Here is a 23,961-nt window from a genome sequence, read left to right as displayed (position 1 = left end):
TACAAGGCCGTCCTCGGAAAATCGGACGTTGTAAGCCGGCCAGATTTATGGATCAGTCGACGGCTATCCAGAGGGAGGTGATGATGCCGATAGAAGCTTGGCTTGCCTTTACCGCAGCATCCGCGGTGTTGTTGATCATCCCAGGCCCCACGATTCTGCTTGTGGTATCCTATGCGCTCGGTCAGGGCCGGCGTTCAGGGCTCGCCACCGTCGTCGGTGTTGCGCTCGGCGACTTCACGGCCATGACCGCATCCATGCTGGGTTTGGGCGTGGTGCTGGCTGCCTCGTCCCTGCTCTTCACCGCATTGAAATGGGTTGGGGCAGCCTACCTCGTATATCTCGGCCTCAAGTTGTGGCGATCCCCGGTTGTCGAGGCCACATCAACCGAGCCGGCTCCCGCCGTGCCCCCCTTCCGCATGGCCCTTCATACCTATGCCGTGACAGCACTGAATCCCAAAAGCATCGTCTTCTTCGTTGCCTTTCTACCGCAGTTTGTTGATTCCACTCAGCCGCTTTTGCCACAAATACTGATCATGGAGGCCACCTTCCTGGTGTTGGCGACCCTGAACGCCACGTTGTACGCACTTCTGGCCTCGGCGGCGGGACAAGCGGTGCAACGCCCCTCGATCCGGCGGATTTTCAATCGGACAGGAGGAGCAATGCTCATCGGGGCGGGGATAATGACCGCAGCGTGGCGACGAACGGCGTCTTGATGACGTCTACCGCCGCTTTCCTCACTCGTCATTCCCGCCTTGGCCGGAATGCATCCTGTCGGCACGAGAAGGTGCCGCCGACAAGACCTTCTCGATAAAAGCTAACGCATTGATCTGCCGGGATTTGATGGTTGGAAAATGATGAATGCGATCATTTTCCAACCGCATCAGTCCAATCAAATGCTCATCTGCGGAAAACTGAATCCTCGCCCTCGCGGAAATGACGAGGATACTCGTTACAGAAGCGGAAAGTGAGGCCGGGAGCCCCACCAATGCCGAGCCTCTCAGTCGTCCGCGTAGGGATTCTTCTGCTTGCGCAGCAGCAGCCGCACCGGCACGCCCGGCAGGTCGAACGTCTCACGCAGATGCGCGATCAGATAGCGCTGGTAGCTTTCCGGCAGATCCAGCGGCTTGTTCACGAACAGCGCCACGGTCGGCGGGCGGGTCTTCACCTGCGTGGCGTAGCGAATCTTCACGCGACGGCCCTCGACCAGGGGCGGCGGGTGGTGATCCAGCACGCCTTCGATCCAGCGGTTGAGCTGGGCGGTCGGGATGCGGCGGTTCCACTGCCCGTAGGTCGACAGGATCGAATCCAGAAGCGTGTCGAGCTTCTTGCCCTGCAGAGCGGAGATGGTCACGACCTCCACGCCCTTGATCTGGGCCAGGGCGGCCTGGAGCTTGTCCTCGACCTGACGCAAGGCCATGGCGCGGTCGTCCACGGCGTCCCACTTGTTCAGCGCGATGACCAGGGCGCGGCCTTCCTCGACCACCGTGCGGGCGATGGTCAGGTCCTGCTTGTCGAGGATCTGGTTCGCATCGACGACGAGAAGGACGACCTGGGCCATACGGACGACGCGCAGGGCGTCGGCGACGGCCAGCTTTTCCACCTTGGCATCGACGCGGGCGCGCCGGCGCATGCCGGCGGTGTCGACCAGCCGGAACTTGCGGCCGCGCCACTCCCAATCGACGCTGATGGCGTCGCGCGTCATGCCGGCCTCGGGGCCGGTCAGCACGCGCTCCTCGCCGATCAGGGCGTTGAGCAGGGTCGACTTGCCGACGTTCGGGCGTCCGACGATGGCGATCTGGATCGGGCGGGCGCGCTCCTCGTCGGTTTCCGGCTGGTCGCCGACGGGCAACTCCTCGCCATTCTCCCCCTTGAGGGGGGCCGGGGCCGTCTCGACCGCCTCCGGCTCCGGCGGGGCGTAGGGCAGCAAGGCTTCGACCAGATCGGCCATGCCCTCGCCATGCTCCGCCGACAGAGCCAGGGGGTCGCCCAGGCCAAGCTCGAAGGCCTCGTAGAGGCCGGTCATCCCCACTTTGCCCTCGGCCTTGTTGGCGACGAGGATGACAGGGGTCTTGCTCTTGCGCAGCAGAGCCGCGAAATGGCGGTCCAGCGGCGTGATGCCGCTGCGAGCGTCCACGATGAACAGCGCCACGTCGGCGCGTTCCAGGGCGCGTTCGGTCTGGCGACGCATGCGCGCCTCCAGGCTGTCGTCGGTGACGTCCTCCAGGCCCGCGGTGTCGACCACGGTGAAGGACAGCCCGCCCACACGGGCGGGGGCCGAGCGCCAGTCGCGCGTCACGCCGGGCGTGTCGTCGACCAGCGCCAGCTTCTTGCCGGCCAAACGGTTGAAGAGAGTCGATTTGCCGACATTCGGCCGACCGACGAGAGCAACGGTGAAGGACATCGGGCCGGGGGCCTTATAAAGAACCAGGGGCGGCGATCAGCGGTACGCCACCAGCGTACCGTTCTCGCCCAGGACATATAGGGTGTTGTTCGCCACGACCGGAGGCAAATAGGTGGAGGCCGGCAACGAATAGCGGGTCAGCACCTGCCCGTCGGCGGGCGACAGGGCCAGCATCTGGCCGTTCGACCCGGTGACGTAGAGCTTGCCGCCGGCCAGGACCGGACCCGACCAGGTGATCGGCCCCTTCTTGTCCTCCGGATCGGTGAACTGGGCGAGCTGGGTGACCCAGCGGGCGTGACCGGCCTGACGGGTCAGGGCGACCAGCTCCGAATCGTTGGTGACCACGAACAGGTAGTCGCCGGCAAGCCAGGGGGTCTGGGTGCCGCCGATCTCGGCCTCCCACAGGCGGATGCCGATGCGCTCGTCGATGGCGACCATGCGGCCGGAATGGCCGATCGCGTAGACGACGCCGCGATCGATCACCGGCAGGCCGCGGATGTCGGCAAGGCTGCTCAGGGCGCCGCTGCGGCGGATGGCCGCCAGACTCTCCTGCCACGCCACGCGCCCGTTCTCCGGACGCAGGCCGTACAGCTCGCCGGAGGAGTAAGGGGCGACGATCAGGGTCGGCGATGCCGCCGGGCTGACGGCGCCCAGCAGGCCCGCCGTCTCCAGAATGCCCTGGTGCGACCACTGGACGGCGCCGTCGGAGGCCGACAGGGCGGTGAGCTGGTTGTCCAGCGTCAGGACGAGGACGCGTCCGCCTTCCACGGTCGGGGCGCCGCGCACCGGACCCGGAACGCGCTTGCGCCAGATGACCGAGCCGTTGGCGGGATCGAGCGCAATCGCCTCGCCGAAGCCGGTGGCCGCGAAGACGCGCCCGTCGGCGTAGGCGACGCCGCCGCCGCTGGCGCCGCCGCGCTCCTTCTCCGGCTTGGTGTCGATTCGCCAGAGCTGGCGGCCGGTCCGCTCGTCGAGGGCGGCGACGTGCGAGTCGGCGTCCATGGCGAAGATGCGGCCGTCGGCGATGATCGGCGCCTCCAGAAGGGAGCGGGAGCTGCTGGCCCCCGTGCCGACGTCGCCACGCCACGCCTCGGCGGGCGTGGCCGACAAGGCGAGGTTGCCGCCGGCGTGTTCCGGCGTGCCGCCGGACTGCGCCCAGGCCGGGTTGGCCACAGCGGTCGGCAGGGCGACCGGCGTGCCGACCAGCCGCTGGTCGACCTCCACCTTGCGCTCGCGGGTTAGGACGGACACCCGCTCACCCGGCAGGGGCGGATCGGGCGTCTTGCCGAACCACCCGCTGACGGTGTCGCAGCCGCTGAGCAGCACGGCCAGCAGCGGGGCGGAAAGCAGGGCGGCGCGCAAGGAGCGGCGCTTCGCGGTCGGGTGCGCGGTCGGGACGGCCATGGGAATGCGGGTCATCAGCTCTTGCCGTAGAGGGTGGCGAGATCGGCGGCGCGCGACCGGACGCCGGCCGGAGCCTGCGAGTCGTCGGCCAGTTGCTGGAACAGGGTGCGCGCGCGCTCCTTGTCCCCGGCGCGGGCGGCGAGCACGGCGCTCATCTCGCGGGCGGAGAAGCGCCAGGGGTTGGCATCCGCCGTCAAAGGCTGGAGCCGCGCCTGAAGCTGGGCCGGATCGCCGGAGTCGAGCTGGTGCATCACCGACAGCAGGGCCGCCAGCTCGCGGTAGACCGCGGCGGCGCCGGCGTTGTTGGACAGCGTGTCGTAGACGGTCACCGCCTCCGCCGTTTTGCCCTCGCGGGCCAGCAGGGCGGCGGCGTTCAGCTGGGCCAGCGCGGCCATGCCGGGGTCGGACTTGGCGGCGAAGGCGGCCAGGGCCTCGACGCCCTTGTCCGGCCCCTGGGCGGCCTGGGAAAGGGCGGCGGCCAGAGCCGTCGTCCCGCTCTCCTTCTGCGACTGCTGCCAGTTGCGCCAGGCGACCGTGCCGCCCGTCGCAGCGACGACCGCCAGCGCGGCCGCCAGCATGATGCCGCCGTAGCGCTTGAACACGCGCTCCATGCGGTCGCGGCGCAGATCCTCGTCGACTTCGCGGAAAATATCGCTCATGGCTCTACAGCGGCATCCTACGGCACGAAAACCGTTACAGCGGGGATTGCGCCCGCGCGCGGCTGCGGCGGGCGGTTCTGATGGTTCAAAGGGCCGGATAGCATTGGGCGCCGCACGCGGTCAAGGCGCAACGGCGCCCAATGCGGCATTAAGGCCGCGCTTTGGGCGGATTCAGGCGGGATTCCGCCATTTGATGGAGCAGCCCATGCTGGGGATCTGGTCGGTCGGCCCCTGCCCCGTCTGGGCGATGCGGACCATCGCGTGGAACAGTTCGCGCGGGGCATCGGGGATCGGCTCGCGCTTGGAGGCGTCCAGCCGCCCGCGGTACTGCAGGCAAAGGTCGGCGTTGAAACCGAAGAAGTCGGGTGTGCAGACCGCGCCGTAAGCCCGCGCCACCTCCTGAGTCTCGTCGAGCAGATAGGGGAAGGTGAAGCCATGCTCCGCCGCGAAGCGCTTCATATTGTCGAAGTCGTCGTCGGGGTAGGCGTCGGTGTCGTTGGACATGATGGCGACGGCGCCGATGCCGTGGGCCCTCAGCGCGTCGACCTCCTCGACGATTCGCCCGATCACCGCCTTCACATAGGGGCAGTGGTTGCAGATGAACATGACCAGCGTGCCGCTCGGTCCCTGGACGTCGGCCAGGCTGTAGGTCTTTCCATCGGTTCCCTTCAGGCTGAAATCCTCCGCCTTCCGGCCGAAGTCGCACACCGGGGTTTCCGCCGCCATCGCTGTCTTTCCTCCTTCTGGACCCTCGGACGCGCCACCGGCGCGGGTTCGGGCATGAGTATATGAGGTGAGGCGAAAGCCGGAATCGAAAAGGCCGCGGCGGCACCTTGTTCGTGCCTGCTCGCGGCCTGTCGGTCTCCAACCCGGTTTTCTTTGTTTCCCGCCCTGCCCCGTGACCTTCGAACTTGCCCCTTTACGAGGCCATGGCGGCGGCGGCGATCACCGCCTGGGTGCGGTTCTTGACGCCCAGCGACTTGAAGATCGCCGTGACGTGGATCTTCACCGTGCCCTCGGACAGGCCGAGTTCGTAGGCGATCTGCTTGTTCGACTTGCCCGCCCGCAGGCAATCCAGGACTTCGCGCTGGCGCTGGGTCAGGCCGTAGGCGCTGCGGTCCGCGCCGTCCAGGCGACCGCGGCGCGGCCCGGCGTCGGAGGCCGCGGTCGCGGCGGTGAGCGCGCCGGGGGGCACGTATATGCCGCCGGAGAACACGAGGTTCAGCGCGCCCATCATCACCTTGACGCTGCTCGACTTCGGAATGTAGCCGGTGGCCCCGTGGTCGAGCGCGCCGCGGATGTCGTTGAGCGCCTCGGAGGCGGAGATCACCACAACCGGCACGCCCGGCTGGAGGCTCTGCACCTCGCGCAGCCCGTCGAAACCCGGCCAGTTCGGCATGTGCAGGTCCATCAGCACCACGTCGAACCCGCCGCCGACGCGGCACTGCTGAAGAACCTCGTCGAAGGTGCCCGCCTCGACGAAGATCGCGTCCCCGTGAAGCTGCTCCAGAAGACGGCGCAGGCCTTCACGAAAAAGGAGATGGTCGTCACCGATCAGAATTTTCATGGCCCCGTCCGCCTTCGTTTTTCCCGTTGCTTCGGATCAGCCCTCCCCGGACTAACCGGGCCACCCCGTTGGCGATCCAACTACCCTTTCGCCCCGTGGCTTGAAGAACTGCTACCACATTCGGAAGAGGGGCAATATCCGGACAAGGGCCATAGGTCATTTGCGGCGCGGAACAATCACCTATACAGCAAAGGCCGACTGAACAAAACGGGAACTATGACTTTTCATCTATGCTTCTGCACGAAAGAAAGCGGCAGCGGAATTTTTTCCATGTTTGGTTGTTCAAAACGAATGCCTTGGCGACGTCCCGCCACGGAACATCCCATGCGCGCAAAGGATTAGCGCCAATGATCGAAATGCGTGAAAACCTATCCAATCGGTGTGCCGTCCTGTACGAATGGCCGGCACTTTTCCTGCGGGAATGCCCCACTTTGCGACACACACCTGTACTGGCCTTTCAGTGCGGTCCGTCACAAAAGAGTTATCGCTTGGAGCGATCCGGTCGCCATTCAGATGCGCTTGACGATCTTGAGTGATCATCTATCGTTTGATTTACGTGTTACACGTCTAATTTATAAACTGTTTGTCACAGTGTCAAGTTTTTTTCCAGGTTTGATGGATATATACCAGAAATTCGATGCAGTCTTTAAACGAAGTCACTTAAGCGAAGACACAGAGCGCCGACGGATAAAGAGCACGAGACAAGCCTAAAACACAGGCGGCGATAACGCCCGACAAGGGCCTGCCGTGGATGCCTCCTCCAAACAGAGCTGACCCATGCACATGAACCATGAGTACGCCCAAGAGAAAGCATCGCACTCGACCCGGAACGCGGTGACCCCCATGCACGTCTGCCTGATTCTCGACAACAATTCCCTGACCGACACCGTGGTGCAGGCGCTCGACCGGGCCGGTCGCCATCGTGTGACCGTCTTCCACGACATATCGGAACTGACGCAGAGCACGCTGACGCCCGATGCGATCTTGATCGGCCTTCAGCAGTTCACCGCGCTGCGCGAGAACGAACCGATGGTCTATCTGCGGCTGTCACGCCGGTCGCGGATCGTCGTGGTGCTGTCGTCGCGGGAATTGCTGGACGCCGCACACATCCTGGCCTTCGCCGATGCGTGGGTGTTCGAGGACATCAACGTGGATCGCATCAACGAACTGCTGGACCTGGGGCTGGAGGGGCACTGTCTGATGCCCAAGCAGTTCCTGTCCCGGCTGGGCGTCGATGAGATCCGGCTGACCTTGCTGCCGCGGCTGTCGGAACCGGAGTTCGAAACCCTGCGCCTGCTTGGCCAGGGGCTGAACAACCGGACGATCGCCAACCAGCTCGATCTGTCCGAGGCGGTCATCAAGTCGATGGTGCGCAGTGTTCTGTCCAAGCTGCACTTCCGCAACCGAACGGAAGCCGGCGTCTTCGCCGCGCGACAGCAGGGCGCGTTGCAGTCCGCCCGGGAAGGCATGGTGCCGCCGCATATGCACACGGCCCCGGCCCATCGGACCGGCACGTCCTGACGCCACGTCGGACGCCCCTCACCTTCCAACCGCAAGAATCCCGGCCACCGCGCCGGGATATTTTCTGTCTGCGCTCTGGTTTCCCTTTGGGCGCCAAGCGGGTGCATGCCCCGCCCTTGGCCGGACGCGCAAACGCCGGACCGGCCCGCCACCCCGAACGGGTATGGCGGGCCGGTCCGGCGCCTGCACCGGTGGAGATGACCGCGGGAGAGCGGTTACTGGTGGGCGGCCGCCGCGGTCACCGCCCCGGCCCCGGCCAATTCCCCGCCGATGCCGTTGTTCAATGCCCAGATCGCCGCCTGGGTGCGGTTCGACGCGTTGATCTTGCGCAGCAGGCTCTTCAAGTGAACCTTCACCGTCGCCTCGGTGATGTTCAGGTGGTTGGCGATCATCTTGTTGCTGTCGCCGTTCAGCAGGCAGCGCAGGATCTGGACCTCGCGCTGCGACAGGCCCTTGCGCGACACCGGCATGTCGGTGCCGTTCCCGTTCACCCGGCCGGAGATCAGCAGAGCGGCGAGATGGGTCGGAAACACCTTCTCGCCCATCATGACCAGGCGCAGCGACTGGGCCAGCGCGTCGGACGACAGATCCTTCATCAGGTAGCCGTCGGCCCCGGCCTCCAGAGCGTTGGCGAGGCGGCGGGTGCACAGGTCGCTGGTCAGGATGACCATGCGCGCGTCGGGAAGCTGGGCGCGCAGGCGCCGCATGCCATCGGCCTCCTCCTCGCCTCCGTTCACCAGATCGAGCAAGATGAGCTGCGGACGCAGGCCGTTCTCCACGGAGTTCAGCGCCTCGCGCAGATTCCCCGCCTCCGCCGCGATCTGGAAGGGTGAATCGTCGAGAAGCCTCTTCAGGCCTTCGCGGAACAGCTTATTGGAGTCGATCAGAAAAGCACGCACTGGTTCCATTGGTCAGCTCCCGCGATTTTTGGAAAATTGCTCTGACTCCCTGGGCAATCTTGTAGGCTACCAATCACCCGAGGTTTCCCCACCCGTGCCCCACCGATGGCATTGACGTGCCGATATTTTGGATGACCTTACCCCTGTGTCGTGCAACACGGTACCACTCTGTGGGATTAAAAGAAGAACGCATTGGGCATATGCGCAAAGCTACTTTTAATCATGGATTACTGCATCTCTTTTAAAGTATCCATCACCCCCAATCGAATGGATACTTTCTGAATTTTCTACCACTTTCTTGCGGAGGCGCGCACGCTTTGGATGCGCGATGGCGATGCCCGGTGCATATGGGTTGCCGAAAGTTCCCGACCCCAAACGGACAGGAGGCACTCATGCCGAAGAAGCGCATCCACCCCTTGCCGTGGGCGTCCTATGATCGCCGCCGCCCCCTCACCGTAGGTCATAAAACCATGCGGAGGGAGCGTTCCCGACAGAGGCGGTGCGCGGTTCGATGTGGACGATGATTGGGGCGGCGGCGGCCGGCTATCTTCTGCTTCTGGCCCGAAGCGCCTGGAAGCAGGGGGAAATGCGCCAGTTTCTGCGCAGCCTCGCCATCGTGCTCGCCCTGTGCGCGCTGGTCGCCGGCGCGGTCCTCACCGCGATGCTGCTCGATTCGCGCTGACCCTCGGAAAAGCGCAGGCCGGAATGCACGCCGGAATGCATGAAGGCCCCTCCCCGCCTGACAGCGGAAAGGGGCCTCCCCGGACCGGTCTGCCGTGGATGGACGGTCAGATCTGGCCGCGCTCGTGGGCCTGACGCATCAGCACATACTGGCGCATCATCTGGTTGCGGAAGCGGTAGCGGGTCCAACCCGGCTCGACCACCGGAGCCAGCACGCCGCCATACTCCTCGCGGCAGAGCCGCTCCAGGATGCCCAGCGCCTCCTTGGTCGGCGGAACGCCGCCCGGTCCGGCCAGCTCCTTGGGGTCGAAGGTCCCGTAGGAGTCCGCCGGGCACAAGGCGCAGGCCAGCAGCACATCCTCCAGCTCAGCACGGCGTTCGGCGGCCAGCGCGCGGGCGTAGGAGTCGACGATGCCGCGCTCCGCCTCCTGGAGACAGCGGGTGACGGCGTAGGCGAGGTCGTCCCGCTCCACCACCGTCGAACCGCGGCTGACCGCGCTGCGGGCGGCGTGCAGGCCGAGAAGCTGCGCGTAGTAGGGCAGACCGCGGACGAACTCGCAGACGCGGTCCACGGCTTCCGGCGCGAAGGCGATTCCGGCGTTCTCGGCACCGGCGTTGATGAGGCGTCCGATCTCCACATCGGTCATCAGCGGCAAATGCACCGGCACCAGCGAGCGCTGGATCGACGGGTGCTTGCCCAGCAGCTGGTCGAGGTTCTCGGCGACGCCGACCACCAGCAGCGTCACCGGGATCGAGCTGTCGGTCAGATTCTTGAACAGCTCGGCCAGCTTGTTGCGGAAGTCCTCGTCGGTGACGCGGTCATACTCGTCGAGGATCAGCAGCACGTGGGTGGCGTGGATGCCCGACAGGACCTCGTTCAGCTCCGTCACGCTGAATCCGCCCTCGGGCAGAAGCTCGTTGAAGCTGGTGAAGCTGCGTCGCGAGGCGAAGGGGTTGTCGATCCCCGACCGGTAGTAGGTCGAGGGGATCTTCTTGAGGAAATGACGGAAGATGTCCTCGAAGCTCAGCTCCGCGCTGCAGGTCAGCTTCAGCGAGAGGTAGCCGGCCTGACCGGCGATCTTCTCGATGGCGTTGGCGACGGAGGTCTTGCCGCGCCCGCGGTCGCCGAACAGGATGACGTGCGCCCGCTCCTCCTCGATGGCGGAGATGATGCGCTTCAGCGTGTCGGTCCGGCCGATGAACAGCGAGTTCAGCTGCTGCTTGGGCCGCGTCGGCGTGAAGGCTTCGCGCAGCAGGCCGTTCAGTTCGGGGGTGAGCCCCTTCAGCATCGCCGGCGCACCGACCGCACCCGGTCCACGCAGGCCGCCGTTGACGGTCATGGTGAAGCGCGGAAGATCCGTGTCGACGGGAGCTTGGCCACGCTGACCGCCCAACCCACCACCGGCACCGCCGCCAAGCGGGCTGTTCAGCGGATCGTGCCGCAACCCCGACGGGCCGCGCATCGTCTCGCCAAGCCCGCCGCCATGCCCCGTCCCCGCCGCGCCGCCAACCGGTCGCAGATGCGGTGCCGGACGGCCCGCGAGGGGGCTCTGGGATTGCATCGGCGGATGCCCTTGAGCCGCATTGCCCGGGGAGGAGCCCGGTCCGGCCGCTCCACCACCCGTGATGCCGCCACCCATGGACATCCGGTCATCCGCATCGGCGGTCGCCCGCCGCTTCCGAAAGAAGTTTCGCATCCGTCCCGATTCCCAGAATTCCGCGTTGTCGTCACCAGCCGGCCTTGACCGGTGGTCTGATCGTCGCGTCGCCCGCCCCGCTCCGGCTGGCCCCGGCTTGGCTGGAGTTGCCCGGCGGCTGCGGTGGACGCATTCCGGATGTAAGCGATGCGACGGCAAGGGTTGCCTGGGATTTCGGATTATTATCCAGAGGAGGTCCAACCCTTATGGCGACTCCTTCCGGGTGGTCCGGCGCCTCAGAATCCGGCGGCGTGGCCCAACAGGGTCCAGACGAACAGGGTGCCGAACAGGGCCGTCAGTCCGGCAAGCTCGCGCAGGAAAACCAGGATCGACATGGCAATCTTCCTCGATCGGTTGGCGGGGACACGACGGGCGACGTCGAAACGCCGGACGGCAGCTTGGCGACAACGTCAACGAAGGAAAATGTATCAGAACAAAAAATGAACGACAAGCCGCTTGTTCGTTTTTTGTTCCATCCCAGGCGCATTGGCGCGATGTCGCGTTCGAGGTCGGCTTTCAGAACCGGCATCAAATCCGATTGCGACGATTCACGTCGCCTTGCACGCTGTGGCTGGCGGCCCCGCACCACCGGAACCATATGGTCTTGTGGTGAGCGGTTGATGTAAGGAGAAGGTTCGCGGCCGAAGCGTTCCGCCCGCAAGGAGGGACCCCCGACACCGGACCGCGATCCGAACGAACGGACCATCATGGACAGCGCCAACCAGCAAACCGGCGACGGACCGAACGGCGCCGCTCCCACCTCCCCGGGCCACCCCCCTCAAGCCAACCGCATGCCTGCTCTCGTCCTGGGGGCGCTGGGCGTCGTTTACGGCGACATCGGGACCAGCCCGCTCTACACCATGCGGGAGTCCTTCACCCACACCGGCCTGCCGCTCGACGAGCCGACCATCCTCGGCATCCTGTCGCTGGCGACTTGGGCGCTCATCATCGTCGTGACGCTGAAATACGTCCTGCTCGTCATGCGGGCGGACAACAAGGGCGAGGGCGGCGTCCTGGCTCTGGGCACGCTGGCCCACCGGGGGCTCAGCTCCAGAGCGGGCAACCGCGCCATCATGGCGCTGGCGATCCTGGGCATGGCGCTGTTCTACGGCGACAGCCTGATCACCCCGGCCATCTCGGTGCTGAGCGCGGTCGAAGGGCTGAAGGTCGTTACCCCCGCCCTGTCCCCCTACATCGTTCCGATCACGCTGGCGGTCCTCACCCTGCTGTTCCTGTTCCAACGGCAGGGCACCGGCCGCGTCGGCATCTTCTTCGGCCCGATCATGGGGGTGTGGTTCGCCACGCTGGCCGTGCTGGGCCTGATGCAGGTGCTGCACTGGCCGGATGTGCTGCGCGCGTTCAACCCGCTGTACGGGGCGGCGCTGTTCGTCAACCACGGCTGGGTGGCTTTCCTGACGCTGGGCGCCGTGGTCCTGGCGGTCACCGGGGCCGAGGCGCTCTACGCCGACATGGGCCATTTCGGGCGAGCGCCGATCCGCATCGCCTGGCTCTACCTCGTCCTGCCGGCCCTGCTGCTGAACTATTTCGGGCAGGGCGCCATGCTGCTGCACGAGCCGGAGACGCTGGAGAACCCCTTCTTCCATCTGGCGCCGGACTGGGCGCAGCTTCCCCTGGTCCTGCTGTCCACGGCGGCCACGGTCATCGCCAGCCAGGCGGTGATCTCCGGCGCCTTCTCGCTGACCCGGCAGGCCGTGCAACTCGGCTATCTGCCGCGGCGCGAAATCCGCCACACCTCGGAGCATGAGGTCGGGCAGGTCTACATCCCGCGCAACAACTGGCTGCTGCTGATCGGCGTGGTGATCCTGGTGATCGGCTTCGGGTCCAGCAGCAATCTGGCCGCCGCCTACGGCGTGTCGGTGACGGGGGCCATGGCCATCGACACGATCCTGGCCGCGGTGGTGGCGTGGCGGCTGTGGCGCTGGAATCCCCTGCTGGTGGTCGCCGCCTTCTCCACGCTGCTGGTGATCGACCTCGCGCTGTTCGGGGCGACCCTGCTGAAGGTGCCGGACGGCGGCTGGTTCCCGCTGCTGATCGCCGCGGCGGTCTACACGCTGATGACGACATGGCGCCGGGGCCGCCGCATCCTCGCCGAGCGGCTCTACGCCGACGCCCTGCCGATGGACCTGTTCCTGCAGCGCGTCACGCCGCAGTCGCCGCAGCGCGTCGCCGGGACCGCCATCTTCATGACCGGCAACCCCGACGTCGTCCCCCACGCCCTGCTCCACAACATCAAGCACAACCGGGTGCTGCACGAGCGGGTGGTCGTCATGACGGTCATCATGGAGGAGGTGCCCCGCGTCTCCCCGGACCGCGCCGTCCTGGTCGAGAAACTGGGCAAGGGGTTCTTCCGGGTCGTCCTGCGCTTCGGCTATCTGGAACAGCCGCACATTCCCCGCGCGCTGGAAAGGTGCCGCCGCTTCGGCCTGCATCTGGACATGATGGAGACGTCGTTCTTCCTGGGCCGCGAGACGCTGATCCCGTCGCGTTCGACCGGCCTGCCGAGCTGGCGCGAGCCCGCCTTCATCCTGCTGTCGAAGACGGCCCTGTCCGCCACGGAGTTCTTCTGCATTCCGCCGGGCCGGGTGGTGGAACTGGGCACGCAGGTGGAGATCTGACCGTCAGTCGCGCGCCACGATGGGGGTCAGGCGGAAACGCGCGGCGGCGGCTTCCAGCCGCCCGTCGCGCTTGACCGCGTCGACGAACCGGTTGACCCGGTCCAGCCACAGCGGGTCTCCCGGCGCCACCGCGTAGGCATAGGGCGTGGACTGCACCGGAATCTCCGGCGTGATCAGGTGCGCCCATTGGTGGACGCTGAGGATCCGCTGACCGTAGGGATAGTCGGTCAGAAAGGCGTCGGCGCGCCCGGACTGCACCTCCTCCTCCCTCTCCTGAGGTCCGGAGACGATGCGGACACTGGCCTTGCGGAGGGCGCGGCTGGCGTAATCGTCCATGACGGTGCCCTTTTGAACCGCGACCACCATGCCGTCCTGGTCCAGATCGTCCCAGCGCAGGATGCGCGGGTGCGCCTGGGAGGAAACGGCGTAGATGCCGCTGTTCAGATAGGGCTGGCTGAACGCGACTTTCTCGGCGCGGGCCGCGGTGACGCCGATGCCGAACATGCCGATGTCGCAACGGTCGCTCAGCAAATCGGCGATGAAGCTCGAAAAGCCGCTTTCCACGAAGCTGACCCGCGTGCCCAGATCCTGGCCCAAGGCCCGCGCCATGTCGACGTCCAGGCCCTGAAGCTCGCCGCTGTAGGGATTGCGGAAGGAGATGGCGTAATAGTCCGGCCACATGCACACACGCACCAGCCCGGTGCGTTGTATCCGGTCGAGCCGGCTTTCCGCCAGGACCGGCGCCGTGCCGGACACCAGGAACATCGACTGGAGCGCCGCATGGAACGCCAACGCCGACAGCGCGATGGATAGACGCCGCACCGCCTTGCCCCCTGAAACCAACTGACCACTGCGACAGGATAGCACCACGCGCCCAGCCTGCACAGCGCGGGCTTGCGATTCGCCCGCCCGCTGTTAAGATTCGTACGATATCAGCACATCGCACGGAGCCGCGCGTGATGGTCAAGCTTGCCCTGTTGCAGCATCGGGGCGCCCTTCTCGCGTTGGCTTTCTTGTCGGTGATGGCGCTTCTGTTCGAATTCACCTACGACATCCATGCCGACCGCACCCTGGCGTTGAAGCAGGCGGCGGAAAACATCGACGACTTGGCGAGCGCCCTGGAATCCTCCGTCAGCCGCACGGTCCAGACGGTGGACGTTACCCTCGCCTCGGTGGGCGATGCGGTAACCTTCGGCAATCTGCTGGGTGGTCAGCCGACGCCGGGCCACGAGGATGGGGCGCTGACGCCCCTGCTTCAGGAACGCCTGCGCCGGTCGCCGCACATCCGTGGCCTTTCGGTGCTCGACCGCCGGGGTATCCTGGTGGCGACGACGGAGGACCCGCGGCTGCTCGGCACCTCCTTGGCAGAGTTCGATCTGTTCCGCGCCCACCTGTCCGGTCAGAGCAAGGGGCTGCAGATCGGGAGCCCGGTGCGGGGCCGATTTCTGACGCCGGCCGGGGCTCCGGAGGATCGGTCGGGCAAATGGGTCCTGCCGATGAGCCGGGCCATTCGCGGGGCGGACGGGACGCTTCTGGGGGTCGCGATCGCCTCGGTCAATCCCGAGTATCTGCAGAGCGTCTTCCGGGCGGTGCGCAACGGCCTGCACGGAACGGTGTCGCTCTACCGCCGGGATGGCCTGCTCCTGACCCGGCTTCCGCAGGATGGTGGGGAAGGCATCGGCAGCCTGATGACGGGGACGGATCTGTTCCGGGTCCATCTTCCAGTGTCGGAAGGCAGCGTGTTCCATGAAACCGCCCCGGATGGACAGGCGCGCATCACCGCTTATCGCGCCACGCCGATCTGGCCGCTGGTTCTGGCGATCAGCCGCAGCGAAGACGAGGAGTTGGCGGGCTGGTGGACCAACCAGCTGGAAATCGCTGTTGTCGCCCTGGGCTCCGGTCTGGTCATCCTGCTGTTCACGGGCGCCCTGATCCTGCTGCGCCGCAAGGAGGCCCAGCTGGAGGACGGCAACGCCCGCTTCAACGCGCTTCTGGAAACCGCTGTGGAGGGCATCCTCACGGTGCGCGGGGACGGCGTTATCGAATCCGCGAACGGCGCCGCCCACCGTATTTTCGGCTACCCGCCCGGCGATCTGATCGGGCGCCATGTGCAGGAGTTGATGGAGCCGCATCATCACGCGGCTCACAGCCGCATCATGGAGACCATCGCCGCGGGCGCCCGCCGGATCGGCCCGAATTTCTCCCGCGAGGTCGATGGCCTGCGAATGGATGGAGAGGTCTTTCCCCTCGACCTGTCCATCGCCGAGGTGCGGACCCAGCAGGGCATCCTCTTCGCCGCGTTCTTCCGTGACCTGTCGGAGCGCAAGCGGGTCGAGCGGGCGCTGACCGAGGCCAAGGAGAAAGCCGAGGCCGGGCAGCGCAGCAAGATGGAGTTCCTGGCGACCATGAGCCATGAGATCCGGACGCCCATGAACGGTGTGATCGGCATGGCCGGGCTTCTTCAGGAAACCAAGCTCGACGAGGAGCAGCGGGGCTACGCCGACACCATCCGCGATTCCGCGGAATCGCTGCTGACCATCATCAACGACATCCTGGACTTCTCCAAGATCGACGCCGGACGCCTCACGCTGGAGGTGAGCGACTTCGAAGCCGTGCCGCTGGTCGAGAGCGTGGTGGAACTGCTGGCCCCGCGCGCCGCGGCGAAAGGGCTGGAACTGGCCAGCTACGTGCCGCCGTCCCTGCATGGCCCGCTGCGCGGCGATCCGGGGCGGCTGCGCCAGATCCTGATCAACCTCGCCGGTAACGCGGTCAAGTTCACCGATCAGGGCAGCGTGACCATCGTGCTGTCGATCGAGCAGAACAGCCTCCCCTCCGAAGGGGGCGAAGCGCTGGCGCGCGATGCGGAGGACGGCGCTCCGCAGGACACGCTGGTGTCCGTCCGTTTCGAAGTCCGGGACACGGGGATCGGCATCGCCGCGGCGGACCACAAGCGCCTGTTCTCCATGTTCAGCCAGGTGGACGGGTCGTCGGCCCGGCGTCACGGCGGGACCGGGCTCGGCCTTGCCATCTGCAAACGCCTCATCGAGCTGATGGGCGGGCGGATCGGCGTGCACAGCGTGCCCGGAGAGGGCAGCGTGTTCTGGGCCGTCATTCCCCTGTGGCGTGGCGCGGCGACGGAAAACACGTCCGTGGCCGGGGAAGCGGGTGCTTGGGCCGGACGGCGCGTTCTGCTGGTGGACGATCTGGCGGTGAACCGCGACCTGCTGGCCCGTCAGCTCGCCGCGATGGGGCTGGAAACCGAATCCGCCGCCACAGGAGAGGACGCCTTGCGCCGGCTTCTGGCCGCGAGCACGGCGGGACGGCCGTTCGACGCCGCCATCCTCGATCATTGCATGCCGGGCCTGACCGGGCCGGAGCTGGCCATCCGCATCCGTGCCGAACCGGCGCTGGCGACCCTGCCGCTGGCGCTGGCCACCTCCCACCGCATGGGCGATATGGAGGGGGACGTCGCCGGCGTGGCGGTGCGGATCGTCAAGCCCATCCGCACCGCGGCGCTGCACGCCGCCATCTCGCGCCTGTTCACCGCGCCGCCGCCAAGGATCTCACCGCGGGCGCCCGCTTCCGCGAACAGCCCCTCTTCCGGAGGCGTGGCGTCCGACACCGCCCGCCGCCGCATCCTGGTGGCGGAGGACAATCCAGTGAACCTTCAGGTGACCCTGGCCCTGCTGCGCCGGGCCGGCCATGCGGTCGATTCCGTGTCAAACGGATTGGAGGCGGTCAACGCCGTCGCCGCCCTGCCCTACGACCTTGTCCTGATGGATGTCCAGATGCCGGAAATGGACGGTCTGGCGGCGACGCGGGCGATCCGCCGGATGGGCGGTTCCGCCGCCCGTGTTCCGATCGTCGCCATGACCGCCAACGCCATGGAAGGCGATCAGGCGGTCTGTTTGGCGGCGGGAATGGACGATTACCTGCCCAAGCCCATCGCCGCCGACCAGCTCTTGCGGACCGTTGCCCGGTGGAGCGGTTATCCGAAAGGGAGCGGGCCCGACAAGCCGGAACCGCGCCATGAGGCCGCGACGCCGCCGCGGATCGACCACGCGAAGCGCCAGGACCTGCGCGAGGCAATCGGCGACGAGGGGTTCGCCATACTGATGGAAACCTTCCTCCACGAAACGCCCGGCCATCTCGACCAGCTCCGGCAGGCGGCCCAGAGCGGGGATTTCGCGACGGTGGAACGCGAAGCCCACATCCTGAAGGGCTCGACCGGAAACGTGGGATTTGCCCAAGCGTCCGCGCTGGCCGATGAACTCGTGGCGGCGGCCCGCAACAGGGATGTCGCGGGCATCGGCGGAAACCGGATCCAGGCTCTGGCCGCCGCCCTGAAAGACGCCGAGCGCGTCGAGACCTCGAAGGACAATGCTCGGATTGCGCTGGAGACGGCGGGGCTTCCGACGGACAGGCGGCCCGAAGGGGCGTAGCCATCCGGAACGGCCCACATCCGTTCCGGGCCCCCACGATCCATAGGCGTCACCCCGTGGTGGAAGCCGGCCCCCCGCGCGTCCTCTGTTCGCCGATGCTCAGCGCTGCCCGCCGCAGACACGGGCAACGAAGCTGTCGATGTCGCCGTTCAGCGTCACGGCGCGCCGCGCCAGTTCCCCCGCCGACGAGAGCACTTGGCTGGCGGCGGCGCTGGCGTCCTGGGCACCGGAAGACACGCTGGTCACCGCGTCGGCCACGGTGCGCACGCCGGCCGACGCTTCGCGGATGGAGCGGCTGATCTCGTCGATGGCCGCGCTCTGCTGCTCGGCGGCACCGGCGATGCCAACGGCGATCTCGTCGATGTCGTGGATCATGCCGCCGACACGCTGGATCACCGCCGCCGTATCACGGGTCACCGACTGGACCTGGGCGATCTGAAGGGTAATGTCCTCCGTCGCCTGGGCCGTCTGGTTGGCGAGATTCTTCACCTCGGTCGCCACCACGGCGAATCCCTTGCCAGCCTCGCCCGCCCGCGCCGCCTCGATCGTCGCGTTGAGGGCCAGCAGGTTCGTCTGGCTGGCAATGTCGTTGATGAGCTGAACGACGGCGCCGATCTGGTCGGACGCGGCGAGAAGGGAGCGGATGGTCGCGTCGGCCTCCCGCACCTTCTCCACCGAGCTGCGGGCGAGATCGGCGGTGCGGGACACACCCTGGGCCACCTCGCCGATGGCGCCCGAAACCTCGCCGGTCGCCGCGGCCACCCCGTCCACGTTCGAAGACACCTGCTCCGCCGCGGACGCCGCCGAGAAGGACTGCTCGCTGGCCGTGGCCGCGGTCGCCGTCATGGCGGTGGAGGAGGCTTCGAGCTGGGCGGCGCTGGCCGACAGGCTCTGCGCCACCTCCTTGATGTTGGCGCCGATGCGGGTGGCGCTCTCCACGAATTCGCGGCTCTTGCCGTCCATGGCGGCCAAGCCGTCGTTGATCTGGCGGGAATAGGCCCCGAACTCCCCGACCATGCCGGTCATCACGATGCGCCGGTAATACTGCCCCTCCGCCGCGTGCTGCATGGCGGCGTTGGCCTCCTTGCCGAAGGATTCCACGCGGTCGAGCAGGCGGTTGACGGTGCGCAGCATGTCCGCGATGGGACTGTTGCCGTGGATGTTCAGGATGCGCGGCTGCAGGTCGCCCTTTTCCGCGGCGGCGATCACCGTCATGGCTTTCCGGATGGTCCGGTTGGTGAGCACCAGCCAGCGGATGGCGGCAAGACAGGGAAGCACCGCCAGCAGACCGAGCACGGCGGCAGCGACGTCGCCGGTGGCGAGACCGTACACCGCCTGCGCCGCCGACAGCAGGGCGGCCGATGCGGCGGCGGCGAGCGCTTTAGAGACTGAAGACAAACTCGTCATAGCTCGTGCCCTTGTCGCGCAGGAGTTTTTCCAGCATGGCGCCGGAGGCCGCCATGGCCGCGTTCCGGTCGGCGTGCCGCGCCTCTTCCGCGCGCAGCGCGGCGTAGAGGCCCGCCGCCGCGTCCACCGCCGGCCGCGCCGGAACACGGCGGCTGGAGTGATAGCCGGTGATGGTCCGCCCATTCCCGCTGTCCGGGTTGCCGAAAACCGGTGTGACGTGGGCGAACACCCAGTAATGATCGCCGTCCTTCGCCCGGTTGATCACATAGGCGAAGATTTCGCTTCCGGCCTCGATGCGGCTCCACAACAGCTTGTAGACGCAACGCGGCATGTCCGGATGACGCACGATGTTGTGCGGCCGTCCCAGCAGTTCCGACTCGCTATAGCCGCTGATGCGCAGGAACACGTCGTTGGCGTAAGTGATGCGGCCTTTGAGATCGGTCTTGGAGACGATGATCTCGTCGCGGTGAAATGTCCGCTCTTGTCCGGTCAAGCTGTTGTGTGTGCCGCCTATGCCGACCGCCATGACCGTCCGCCTCTCAAACGCGCGGTGAACTCAAAAACTTGACAAGCAAGTCACCAACCTGACCGTTGGTAATACCTTTTGTTGATTGACTCATAGCGTACGTAATAATCGGTTGGCTTTAAAAACGGACAGGGACGAGCCGCGACAAATTGTACCACATGCGTCGCGCGCAAAAGAGGTTGCGCCAAAGCGCGCTCCGCGGAGTCCGAGGCGAGCGATCCAGTCACCCACTGGGCGGAGTGGTGGGAATTTTCCCTCCAGGATGGCGGATCACATACCCGGTTCGTAAACGGCGACCCGGTTGCGTCCCTCGCGCTTGGCGCGGTAGAGGGCGAGGTCGGCCCGGTGGATCGCCTTCTCCAGCGTGTCGTAAGCACCCTCGATCGCGGAAATGCCGATGCTGCTGGTCAGGTGGAAACGGCCCTCGGGTCCCGGAATCGCCATGCGGGACAGGTGGCGGCGCACCCGTTCCGCCACCACGCGGGATTCCTCCGCGGTGGCGCCGGGCAGGACCACCACGAACTCCTCGCCACCCAGACGTCCGAGAATGTCGTATTCCCGCAGGATGGCCTGACAACCGCCGGCCACCATCCGCAGGGCGTCGTCGCCGGTGGCGTGGCCGTAGCTGTCGTTGATGCGCTTGAAATGGTCGACGTCCAGCACGAAGACCGACATCGGCTCGTTGAAGCGGTGGGCGCGGGCCAGTTGCGAGCGCGCCAGTTCCATGAAGGAACGCCGGTTGTAGATTCCCGTCAGCGGATCGCGGGACGCCATGTCCCGCAGCGCCTCCTCCATGTTCCGGCGGTCGGTGTAGTCGTAAATCCACGCCAGATTCACCTGAACGCCCTGGATCACCGCCTGATTGACGGTGAACAGCGTCCAGAAGGACGACCCGTCGGCCCGGCGGAACTGCACCTCCATGTTGGTCACCGACCCGAAGGAGCGCAGGCGATCAATCACCCGCTCGCGCTGGTGCCGGTCCAGGTAATAGTCGCGGGCTTGGCGGCCAATCAGATCCTCGCGCTTCAGCCCGATCAACTCGGCGAAGCGGGTGTTGACGAAGATGATCCTGCCGTCGTCGCGGCGCGACACAGACACGCCGATCGGACTCTGCTCCAGAATGGCCTGGAGCCGCTCCTCGCTGGGCAACCCCTCGGTCAGGTCATGGATCACGCCGACGATGCCGCCCAGATTCCCCGCGCTGTCGCAGAACACCGCCTTGGTCAGGCTGGACAGGCGGGTGGTGCCGCCGACGAAGGGAACCGCCTCCTCGTAGCTGCGCTGCCCCCAGTGGACGGTCAGCTCGCGATCCTGGTCGGCGTGCGCCTTGGCGATGCGCGGGTCCATCACGGCGAAGGCGGTCTTGGCGACGATGCTGCGGCGCTCCAGACCGGTGTAGCGCTCAAAAGCGTCGTTGCAATCGGTGTATTCGCCCGCCGCGTTCTTCACGAAGACGGGAACCGGCAGCGTCTCGAACAGCACCTCCTTCATCAGAAGCTGGTCGCGCAACGCGGCCTGCGCCTGCCGATGGTGGCTGACGTCGGTGTAGACTCGCAGCGACTGCCGCTCTCCCGCCAGCCCGGTGAGGGGGCCGATCGACTCGGACACCCAAACGGTTCCGCCATCCAGGCACCGCAATGGCCGTTCTCCCGACGCGTCCGGCAGGGACGGGAGAAAAGCGTCCTCCGGCTCCAGCGCCGCGAGATCGAGACCGGTCAGACCGCCTTGGGCATAACGCAGCAGGCCGTGCAGGGCCGGGTTGGCATACAGGATGGTCCCCGTGTCCGTGGTGACGCAGACCCCCGACGGCAGCGTGTCGAACGCACGCCACAGCGCAGCCCGGGTTTCCTCCGCATCCCCAGAAGGACTCATTGAACCAACCGAATCCAGCATGGCCCCCACAGCGTCATGGAAGATTCTTGCGCCACGATAGGGCAAACCGCGAGTACGTTAGCCGATGCGCCTTTTTGCCCCTGTGTGCCATCTTGTCGCGCTATGGTGGTGATCGCCTATTTTAAGCGCAAAATCTATCGATTTCTGAATGTTTCACACGCAACCATCACACGGTCTTCCACCGTCCGGTCCACCGGCAACCCCACCCTCAACCAATCCTGCCGATAGTCGAACCGGCGGACCAGCACCCCGGCCCGGCCCAACGCGTCGTAAAGCCCGGCGGCCTGGGGGTCGTCTATCAGACGAAAGAGCGACGTCCCTCCAGCGACGCGGAGCCCGGCCACCGCCAGACGCCCGTCGAAGCGGGCCGCGGCCTCGGTCAGACGCCGCCGGGTGGCGGTGATCCACGCCGAATCCGACAGCGCCGCGGTCGCGACGGCCAGCGCTGGGCCCGACACCGCCCACGGCCCCACGGCGGCGCGCAGATCCCGGACCAGCGCCGGCTCGCCGAGCAGGAAGCCGAGCCGGACTCCGGCCAGCCCGAAGAACTTCCCGAAGGAGCGCAGGATGACCAGACCGGCGCGCCCGGCCTCCGACGCCACGCTGCACTCCGGGGTGACCTCGGCGAAGGCCTCGTCCACCACCAGCCAGCCGCCCCGCGCCGCCTGCCGCTCCGCCAGGGCCAGCAGGGTTTCGGGCGGGACGATGCGGCCGTCCGGGTTGTTCGGGTTCACGGCCACGACCACGTCGGCGTCGCATCCCTCCAGCGATTCCACCTCGGTCACGCGATGGCCGGCCTTGGCCCAGCCCGCGGCGTGTTCGGCGTAGGTCGGCCCGAGCACGGCGACCGTCCCCGGACAGCGCAGCCGCGGCAGAATCTGGATCAGCGCCTGGGAACCGCCCGCGGCGGCGACGCGGTCCGGTGACGGCGCGCCGTAGCAGGCCGCCGCAGCCTCGCGCAGGGCCGTTTCGGCCGCGCGGCCCGGCAGGCGCGCCCAGGCATCGATCGGGATGGGCGGCAGCGGGTAAGGCCAGGGGTTGATGCCGGTGGACAGGTCCACCCAGGGCTCCGGCGCCCCCGGAAAGGCCGCCCGCGCCGCGTCGAGGTCGCCGCCATGGATGATCTCGCCCTGAACGCCCCTCTCATGGACGATCTCCTCATGGACGATCCTCTTGGACCCCGCCGCCGATTCCGCCATCATCCCGCCCCTTCCCTTCCCCAGAGGATTCGATCCCGTGGAGCTTCATCCGTCCGTGCTCGCCGCCGCTCTCCTCATCGAGGCCGCCGCCGGCTATCCGGACGCACTCTACGCCCAAATCCGCCACCCGGTGGTGTGGATCGGGGCGCTTATCGCCCAGCTTGACCGCGCGCTCAACCGCGGGCGCGATTCCTTCGCCGTCCGAAAGGCGGCGGGGGTGCTGGCCCTGCTCGTCCTGCTGCTGGTGGTGGGCGGAGCGGCGTCCGCAGTCGCCGGGCTCTGCCGGCACCTGCCGCTCGGCGGCCTCCTCGAAGCGGCGCTGGCCTCCACCCTGCTGGCGCAGCGCAGCCTGCACGACCATGTCGCGGCGGTCGCCGCCGCCTTTCGCGACGGCGGGCTGGAGGCGGCGCGCGAGGCGGTGTCGCGCATCGTCGGCCGCAACCCGGCGAGCCTGGACGAGCATGGGGTGAGCCGCGCCGCCATCGAAAGCCTGTCGGAGAATTTCTCGGACGGGGTCGTCGCCCCGGCCTTCTGGCTGCTGGTCGGCGGGCTGCCGGGGATCGCGCTCTACAAGGCGATCAACACCGCAGACAGCATGATCGGCCACCGCACGCCCCGGCACGAGGCGTTCGGCTGGGCTGCGGCGCGGCTGGACGATCTGGTCAACCTGCCCGGCTCCCGCCTGTCGGCGCTGCTGATCTGGGTGGCCGCCCGCTTCACCGAAGGGGCCGACGCCGCCGAATCCTGGCGGTCGGTGCGGCGCGACGCCCACCGCCACCGCTCGCCCAACGCCGGCTGGCCGGAGGCGGCGATGGCCGGGGCGCTCGACCTCCGGCTCGGCGGGCCGCGGGTCTATGGCGAGGTTCGGGTCGAGGACGCCTGGATGGGGCCGGGCCGCACCGCCGCCACCGCGCAGGACATCACCCGCGCCCTTCACCTCTACCGGCGCGCCTGCATCGCCCTGGTGGCCGGCGCGCTGCTGCTGGCGCTGACCCTCTGACCGCGCCAAAGGAAAAGGGCCTCCAAAGA

18 protein-coding genes are annotated in these 23,961 nt (G+C 67.0%); 6 read left to right on the top strand and 12 right to left on the bottom strand.

What is annotated here, in order from left to right; genetic code table 11:
* Nucleotides 1-47 precede the first annotated feature (47 nt).
* A complete protein-coding gene (locus tag ABAZ39_RS06080; RefSeq protein ID WP_425601787.1) occupies nt 48-713 on the top strand; it encodes a LysE family translocator in 666 nt (221 codons plus the stop codon).
* A 284-nt stretch (nt 714-997) separates the two neighbouring features.
* On the opposite strand, the gene der is transcribed toward ABAZ39_RS06080, so the two are convergent.
* The 5 genes from der to ABAZ39_RS06055 all read right to left on the bottom strand — a co-directional run bounded on the left by der (nt 998) and on the right by ABAZ39_RS06055 (nt 6,031).
* Nucleotides 998-2,401, bottom strand: a complete 1,404-nt coding sequence (gene der / locus ABAZ39_RS06075) for a ribosome biogenesis GTPase Der (RefSeq protein WP_038527698.1) — start codon at nt 2,399-2,401, stop codon at nt 998-1,000.
* 36 nt (nt 2,402-2,437) lie between these two features.
* On the bottom strand, nt 2,438-3,820 hold the full coding sequence (locus ABAZ39_RS06070) for an outer membrane protein assembly factor BamB family protein (protein WP_051657833.1): 1,383 nt from the start codon (nt 3,818-3,820) through the stop codon (nt 2,438-2,440).
* Entirely contained in the window at nt 3,820-4,464 is a 645-nt protein-coding gene (locus ABAZ39_RS06065; protein WP_038527696.1) for a tetratricopeptide repeat protein, read from the bottom strand. Before ABAZ39_RS06065 ends, ABAZ39_RS06070 begins: the two co-directional genes overlap by 1 nt.
* Before the next feature lie 171 nt (nt 4,465-4,635).
* Nucleotides 4,636-5,190 carry a thioredoxin family protein gene (locus ABAZ39_RS06060; RefSeq protein ID WP_038527694.1) on the bottom strand — a complete coding sequence of 185 codons (555 nt, stop codon included), beginning with the start codon at nt 5,188-5,190 and terminating at the stop codon, nt 4,636-4,638.
* Nucleotides 5,191-5,383: 193 nt separating this feature from the next.
* Nucleotides 5,384-6,031, bottom strand: coding sequence for a response regulator transcription factor (locus ABAZ39_RS06055; RefSeq protein WP_038527692.1), 648 nt, complete (start codon nt 6,029-6,031; stop codon nt 5,384-5,386).
* Nucleotides 6,032-6,874: 843 nt separating this feature from the next.
* Here ABAZ39_RS06055 and ABAZ39_RS06050 point away from each other — a divergent pair.
* Nucleotides 6,875-7,552, top strand: coding sequence for a response regulator transcription factor (locus tag ABAZ39_RS06050; protein WP_038527690.1), 678 nt, complete (start codon nt 6,875-6,877; stop codon nt 7,550-7,552).
* A gap of 215 nt (nt 7,553-7,767) precedes the next feature.
* Here the strand turns inward: ABAZ39_RS06050 and ABAZ39_RS06045 are convergent, their stop codons facing one another.
* Nucleotides 7,768-8,460 carry a LuxR C-terminal-related transcriptional regulator gene (locus ABAZ39_RS06045; RefSeq protein WP_038527688.1) on the bottom strand — a complete coding sequence of 231 codons (693 nt, stop codon included), beginning with the start codon at nt 8,458-8,460 and terminating at the stop codon, nt 7,768-7,770.
* 502 nt (nt 8,461-8,962) lie between these two features.
* Between ABAZ39_RS06045 and ABAZ39_RS36470 the strand changes: the two genes are divergently transcribed.
* A complete protein-coding gene (locus ABAZ39_RS36470) occupies nt 8,963-9,133 on the top strand; it encodes a hypothetical protein (protein WP_175428589.1) in 171 nt (56 codons plus the stop codon).
* Between the two features lie 106 nt (nt 9,134-9,239).
* Here ABAZ39_RS36470 and ABAZ39_RS06040 read toward each other — a convergent pair whose 3' ends face one another.
* Nucleotides 9,240-10,694, bottom strand: coding sequence for an ATP-binding protein (locus ABAZ39_RS06040; protein WP_247874711.1), 1,455 nt, complete (start codon nt 10,692-10,694; stop codon nt 9,240-9,242).
* Between the two features lie 926 nt (nt 10,695-11,620).
* On the opposite strand from ABAZ39_RS06040, the gene ABAZ39_RS06035 reads away from it, so the two are divergent.
* Nucleotides 11,621-13,465, top strand: coding sequence for a potassium transporter Kup (locus ABAZ39_RS06035; RefSeq protein WP_038530832.1), 1,845 nt, complete (start codon nt 11,621-11,623; stop codon nt 13,463-13,465).
* A 3-nt stretch (nt 13,466-13,468) separates the two neighbouring features.
* On the opposite strand, the gene ABAZ39_RS06030 is transcribed toward ABAZ39_RS06035, so the two are convergent.
* The gene (locus ABAZ39_RS06030; protein WP_247881636.1) at nt 13,469-14,287 is read right to left on the bottom strand and encodes an ABC transporter substrate-binding protein; all 819 of its coding nucleotides are present in this window, start codon (nt 14,285-14,287) and stop codon (nt 13,469-13,471) included.
* 137 nt (nt 14,288-14,424) lie between these two features.
* Between ABAZ39_RS06030 and ABAZ39_RS32860 the strand changes: the two genes are divergently transcribed.
* The gene (locus ABAZ39_RS32860; RefSeq protein ID WP_051657832.1) at nt 14,425-17,907 is read left to right on the top strand and encodes a response regulator; all 3,483 of its coding nucleotides are present in this window, start codon (nt 14,425-14,427) and stop codon (nt 17,905-17,907) included.
* Between the two features lie 99 nt (nt 17,908-18,006).
* Here the strand turns inward: ABAZ39_RS32860 and ABAZ39_RS06020 are convergent, their stop codons facing one another.
* The 4 genes from ABAZ39_RS06020 to cobD all read right to left on the bottom strand — a co-directional run bounded on the left by ABAZ39_RS06020 (nt 18,007) and on the right by cobD (nt 22,935).
* On the bottom strand, nt 18,007-19,314 hold the full coding sequence (locus ABAZ39_RS06020; RefSeq protein ID WP_038527682.1) for a methyl-accepting chemotaxis protein: 1,308 nt from the start codon (nt 19,312-19,314) through the stop codon (nt 18,007-18,009).
* A complete protein-coding gene (locus ABAZ39_RS06015; RefSeq protein WP_038527680.1) occupies nt 19,289-19,840 on the bottom strand; it encodes a PAS domain-containing protein in 552 nt (183 codons plus the stop codon). The genes ABAZ39_RS06020 and ABAZ39_RS06015 overlap by 26 nt, the downstream gene beginning before the upstream one ends.
* A 270-nt stretch (nt 19,841-20,110) precedes the next feature.
* Nucleotides 20,111-21,712 carry a sensor domain-containing diguanylate cyclase gene (locus tag ABAZ39_RS06010; protein WP_247881635.1) on the bottom strand — a complete coding sequence of 534 codons (1,602 nt, stop codon included), beginning with the start codon at nt 21,710-21,712 and terminating at the stop codon, nt 20,111-20,113.
* Between the two features lie 155 nt (nt 21,713-21,867).
* Nucleotides 21,868-22,935, bottom strand: coding sequence for a threonine-phosphate decarboxylase CobD (gene cobD, locus ABAZ39_RS06005; RefSeq protein WP_038527676.1), 1,068 nt, complete (start codon nt 22,933-22,935; stop codon nt 21,868-21,870).
* A gap of 34 nt (nt 22,936-22,969) precedes the next feature.
* Here cobD and cbiB point away from each other — a divergent pair, with 34 nt between their 5' ends.
* Nucleotides 22,970-23,932 carry an adenosylcobinamide-phosphate synthase CbiB gene (gene cbiB, locus ABAZ39_RS06000; protein WP_038527674.1) on the top strand — a complete coding sequence of 321 codons (963 nt, stop codon included), beginning with the start codon at nt 22,970-22,972 and terminating at the stop codon, nt 23,930-23,932.
* Nucleotides 23,933-23,961: the final 29 nt, after the last annotated feature.

Source organism: Azospirillum argentinense, assembly GCF_000632475.1.
Taxonomy (GTDB): Bacteria; Pseudomonadota; Alphaproteobacteria; order Azospirillales; family Azospirillaceae; genus Azospirillum; species Azospirillum baldaniorum.
The sequence above is the reverse complement of the archived record's forward strand: the minus strand, read 5'-3'. Positions and strand labels throughout refer to the sequence as shown.

Bases quoted from the DNA above. Each gene is read 5' to 3' on its own strand.
- ABAZ39_RS06080 (WP_425601787.1), top strand. From the start codon at position 48: ATGGATCAGTCGACGGCTATCCAGAGGGAGGTGATGATGCCGATAGAA.
- der (WP_038527698.1), bottom strand. From the start codon at position 2,401: ATGTCCTTCACCGTTGCTCTCGTCGGTCGGCCGAATGTCGGCAAATCG.
- ABAZ39_RS06070 (WP_051657833.1), bottom strand. From the start codon at position 3,820: ATGACCCGCATTCCCATGGCCGTCCCGACCGCGCACCCGACCGCGAAG.
- ABAZ39_RS06065 (WP_038527696.1), bottom strand. From the start codon at position 4,464: ATGAGCGATATTTTCCGCGAAGTCGACGAGGATCTGCGCCGCGACCGC.
- ABAZ39_RS06060 (WP_038527694.1), bottom strand. From the start codon at position 5,190: ATGGCGGCGGAAACCCCGGTGTGCGACTTCGGCCGGAAGGCGGAGGAT.
- ABAZ39_RS06055 (WP_038527692.1), bottom strand. From the start codon at position 6,031: ATGAAAATTCTGATCGGTGACGACCATCTCCTTTTTCGTGAAGGCCTG.
- ABAZ39_RS06050 (WP_038527690.1), top strand. From the start codon at position 6,875: ATGCACGTCTGCCTGATTCTCGACAACAATTCCCTGACCGACACCGTG.
- ABAZ39_RS06045 (WP_038527688.1), bottom strand. From the start codon at position 8,460: ATGGAACCAGTGCGTGCTTTTCTGATCGACTCCAATAAGCTGTTCCGC.
- ABAZ39_RS36470 (WP_175428589.1), top strand. From the start codon at position 8,963: ATGTGGACGATGATTGGGGCGGCGGCGGCCGGCTATCTTCTGCTTCTG.
- ABAZ39_RS06040 (WP_247874711.1), bottom strand. From the start codon at position 10,694: ATGCAATCCCAGAGCCCCCTCGCGGGCCGTCCGGCACCGCATCTGCGA.
- ABAZ39_RS06035 (WP_038530832.1), top strand. From the start codon at position 11,621: ATGCCTGCTCTCGTCCTGGGGGCGCTGGGCGTCGTTTACGGCGACATC.
- ABAZ39_RS32860 (WP_051657832.1), top strand. From the start codon at position 14,425: ATGGTCAAGCTTGCCCTGTTGCAGCATCGGGGCGCCCTTCTCGCGTTG.
- ABAZ39_RS06020 (WP_038527682.1), bottom strand. From the start codon at position 19,314: ATGACGAGTTTGTCTTCAGTCTCTAAAGCGCTCGCCGCCGCCGCATCG.
- ABAZ39_RS06015 (WP_038527680.1), bottom strand. From the start codon at position 19,840: ATGGCGGTCGGCATAGGCGGCACACACAACAGCTTGACCGGACAAGAG.
- ABAZ39_RS06010 (WP_247881635.1), bottom strand. From the start codon at position 21,712: ATGAGTCCTTCTGGGGATGCGGAGGAAACCCGGGCTGCGCTGTGGCGT.
- cobD (WP_038527676.1), bottom strand. From the start codon at position 22,935: ATGATGGCGGAATCGGCGGCGGGGTCCAAGAGGATCGTCCATGAGGAG.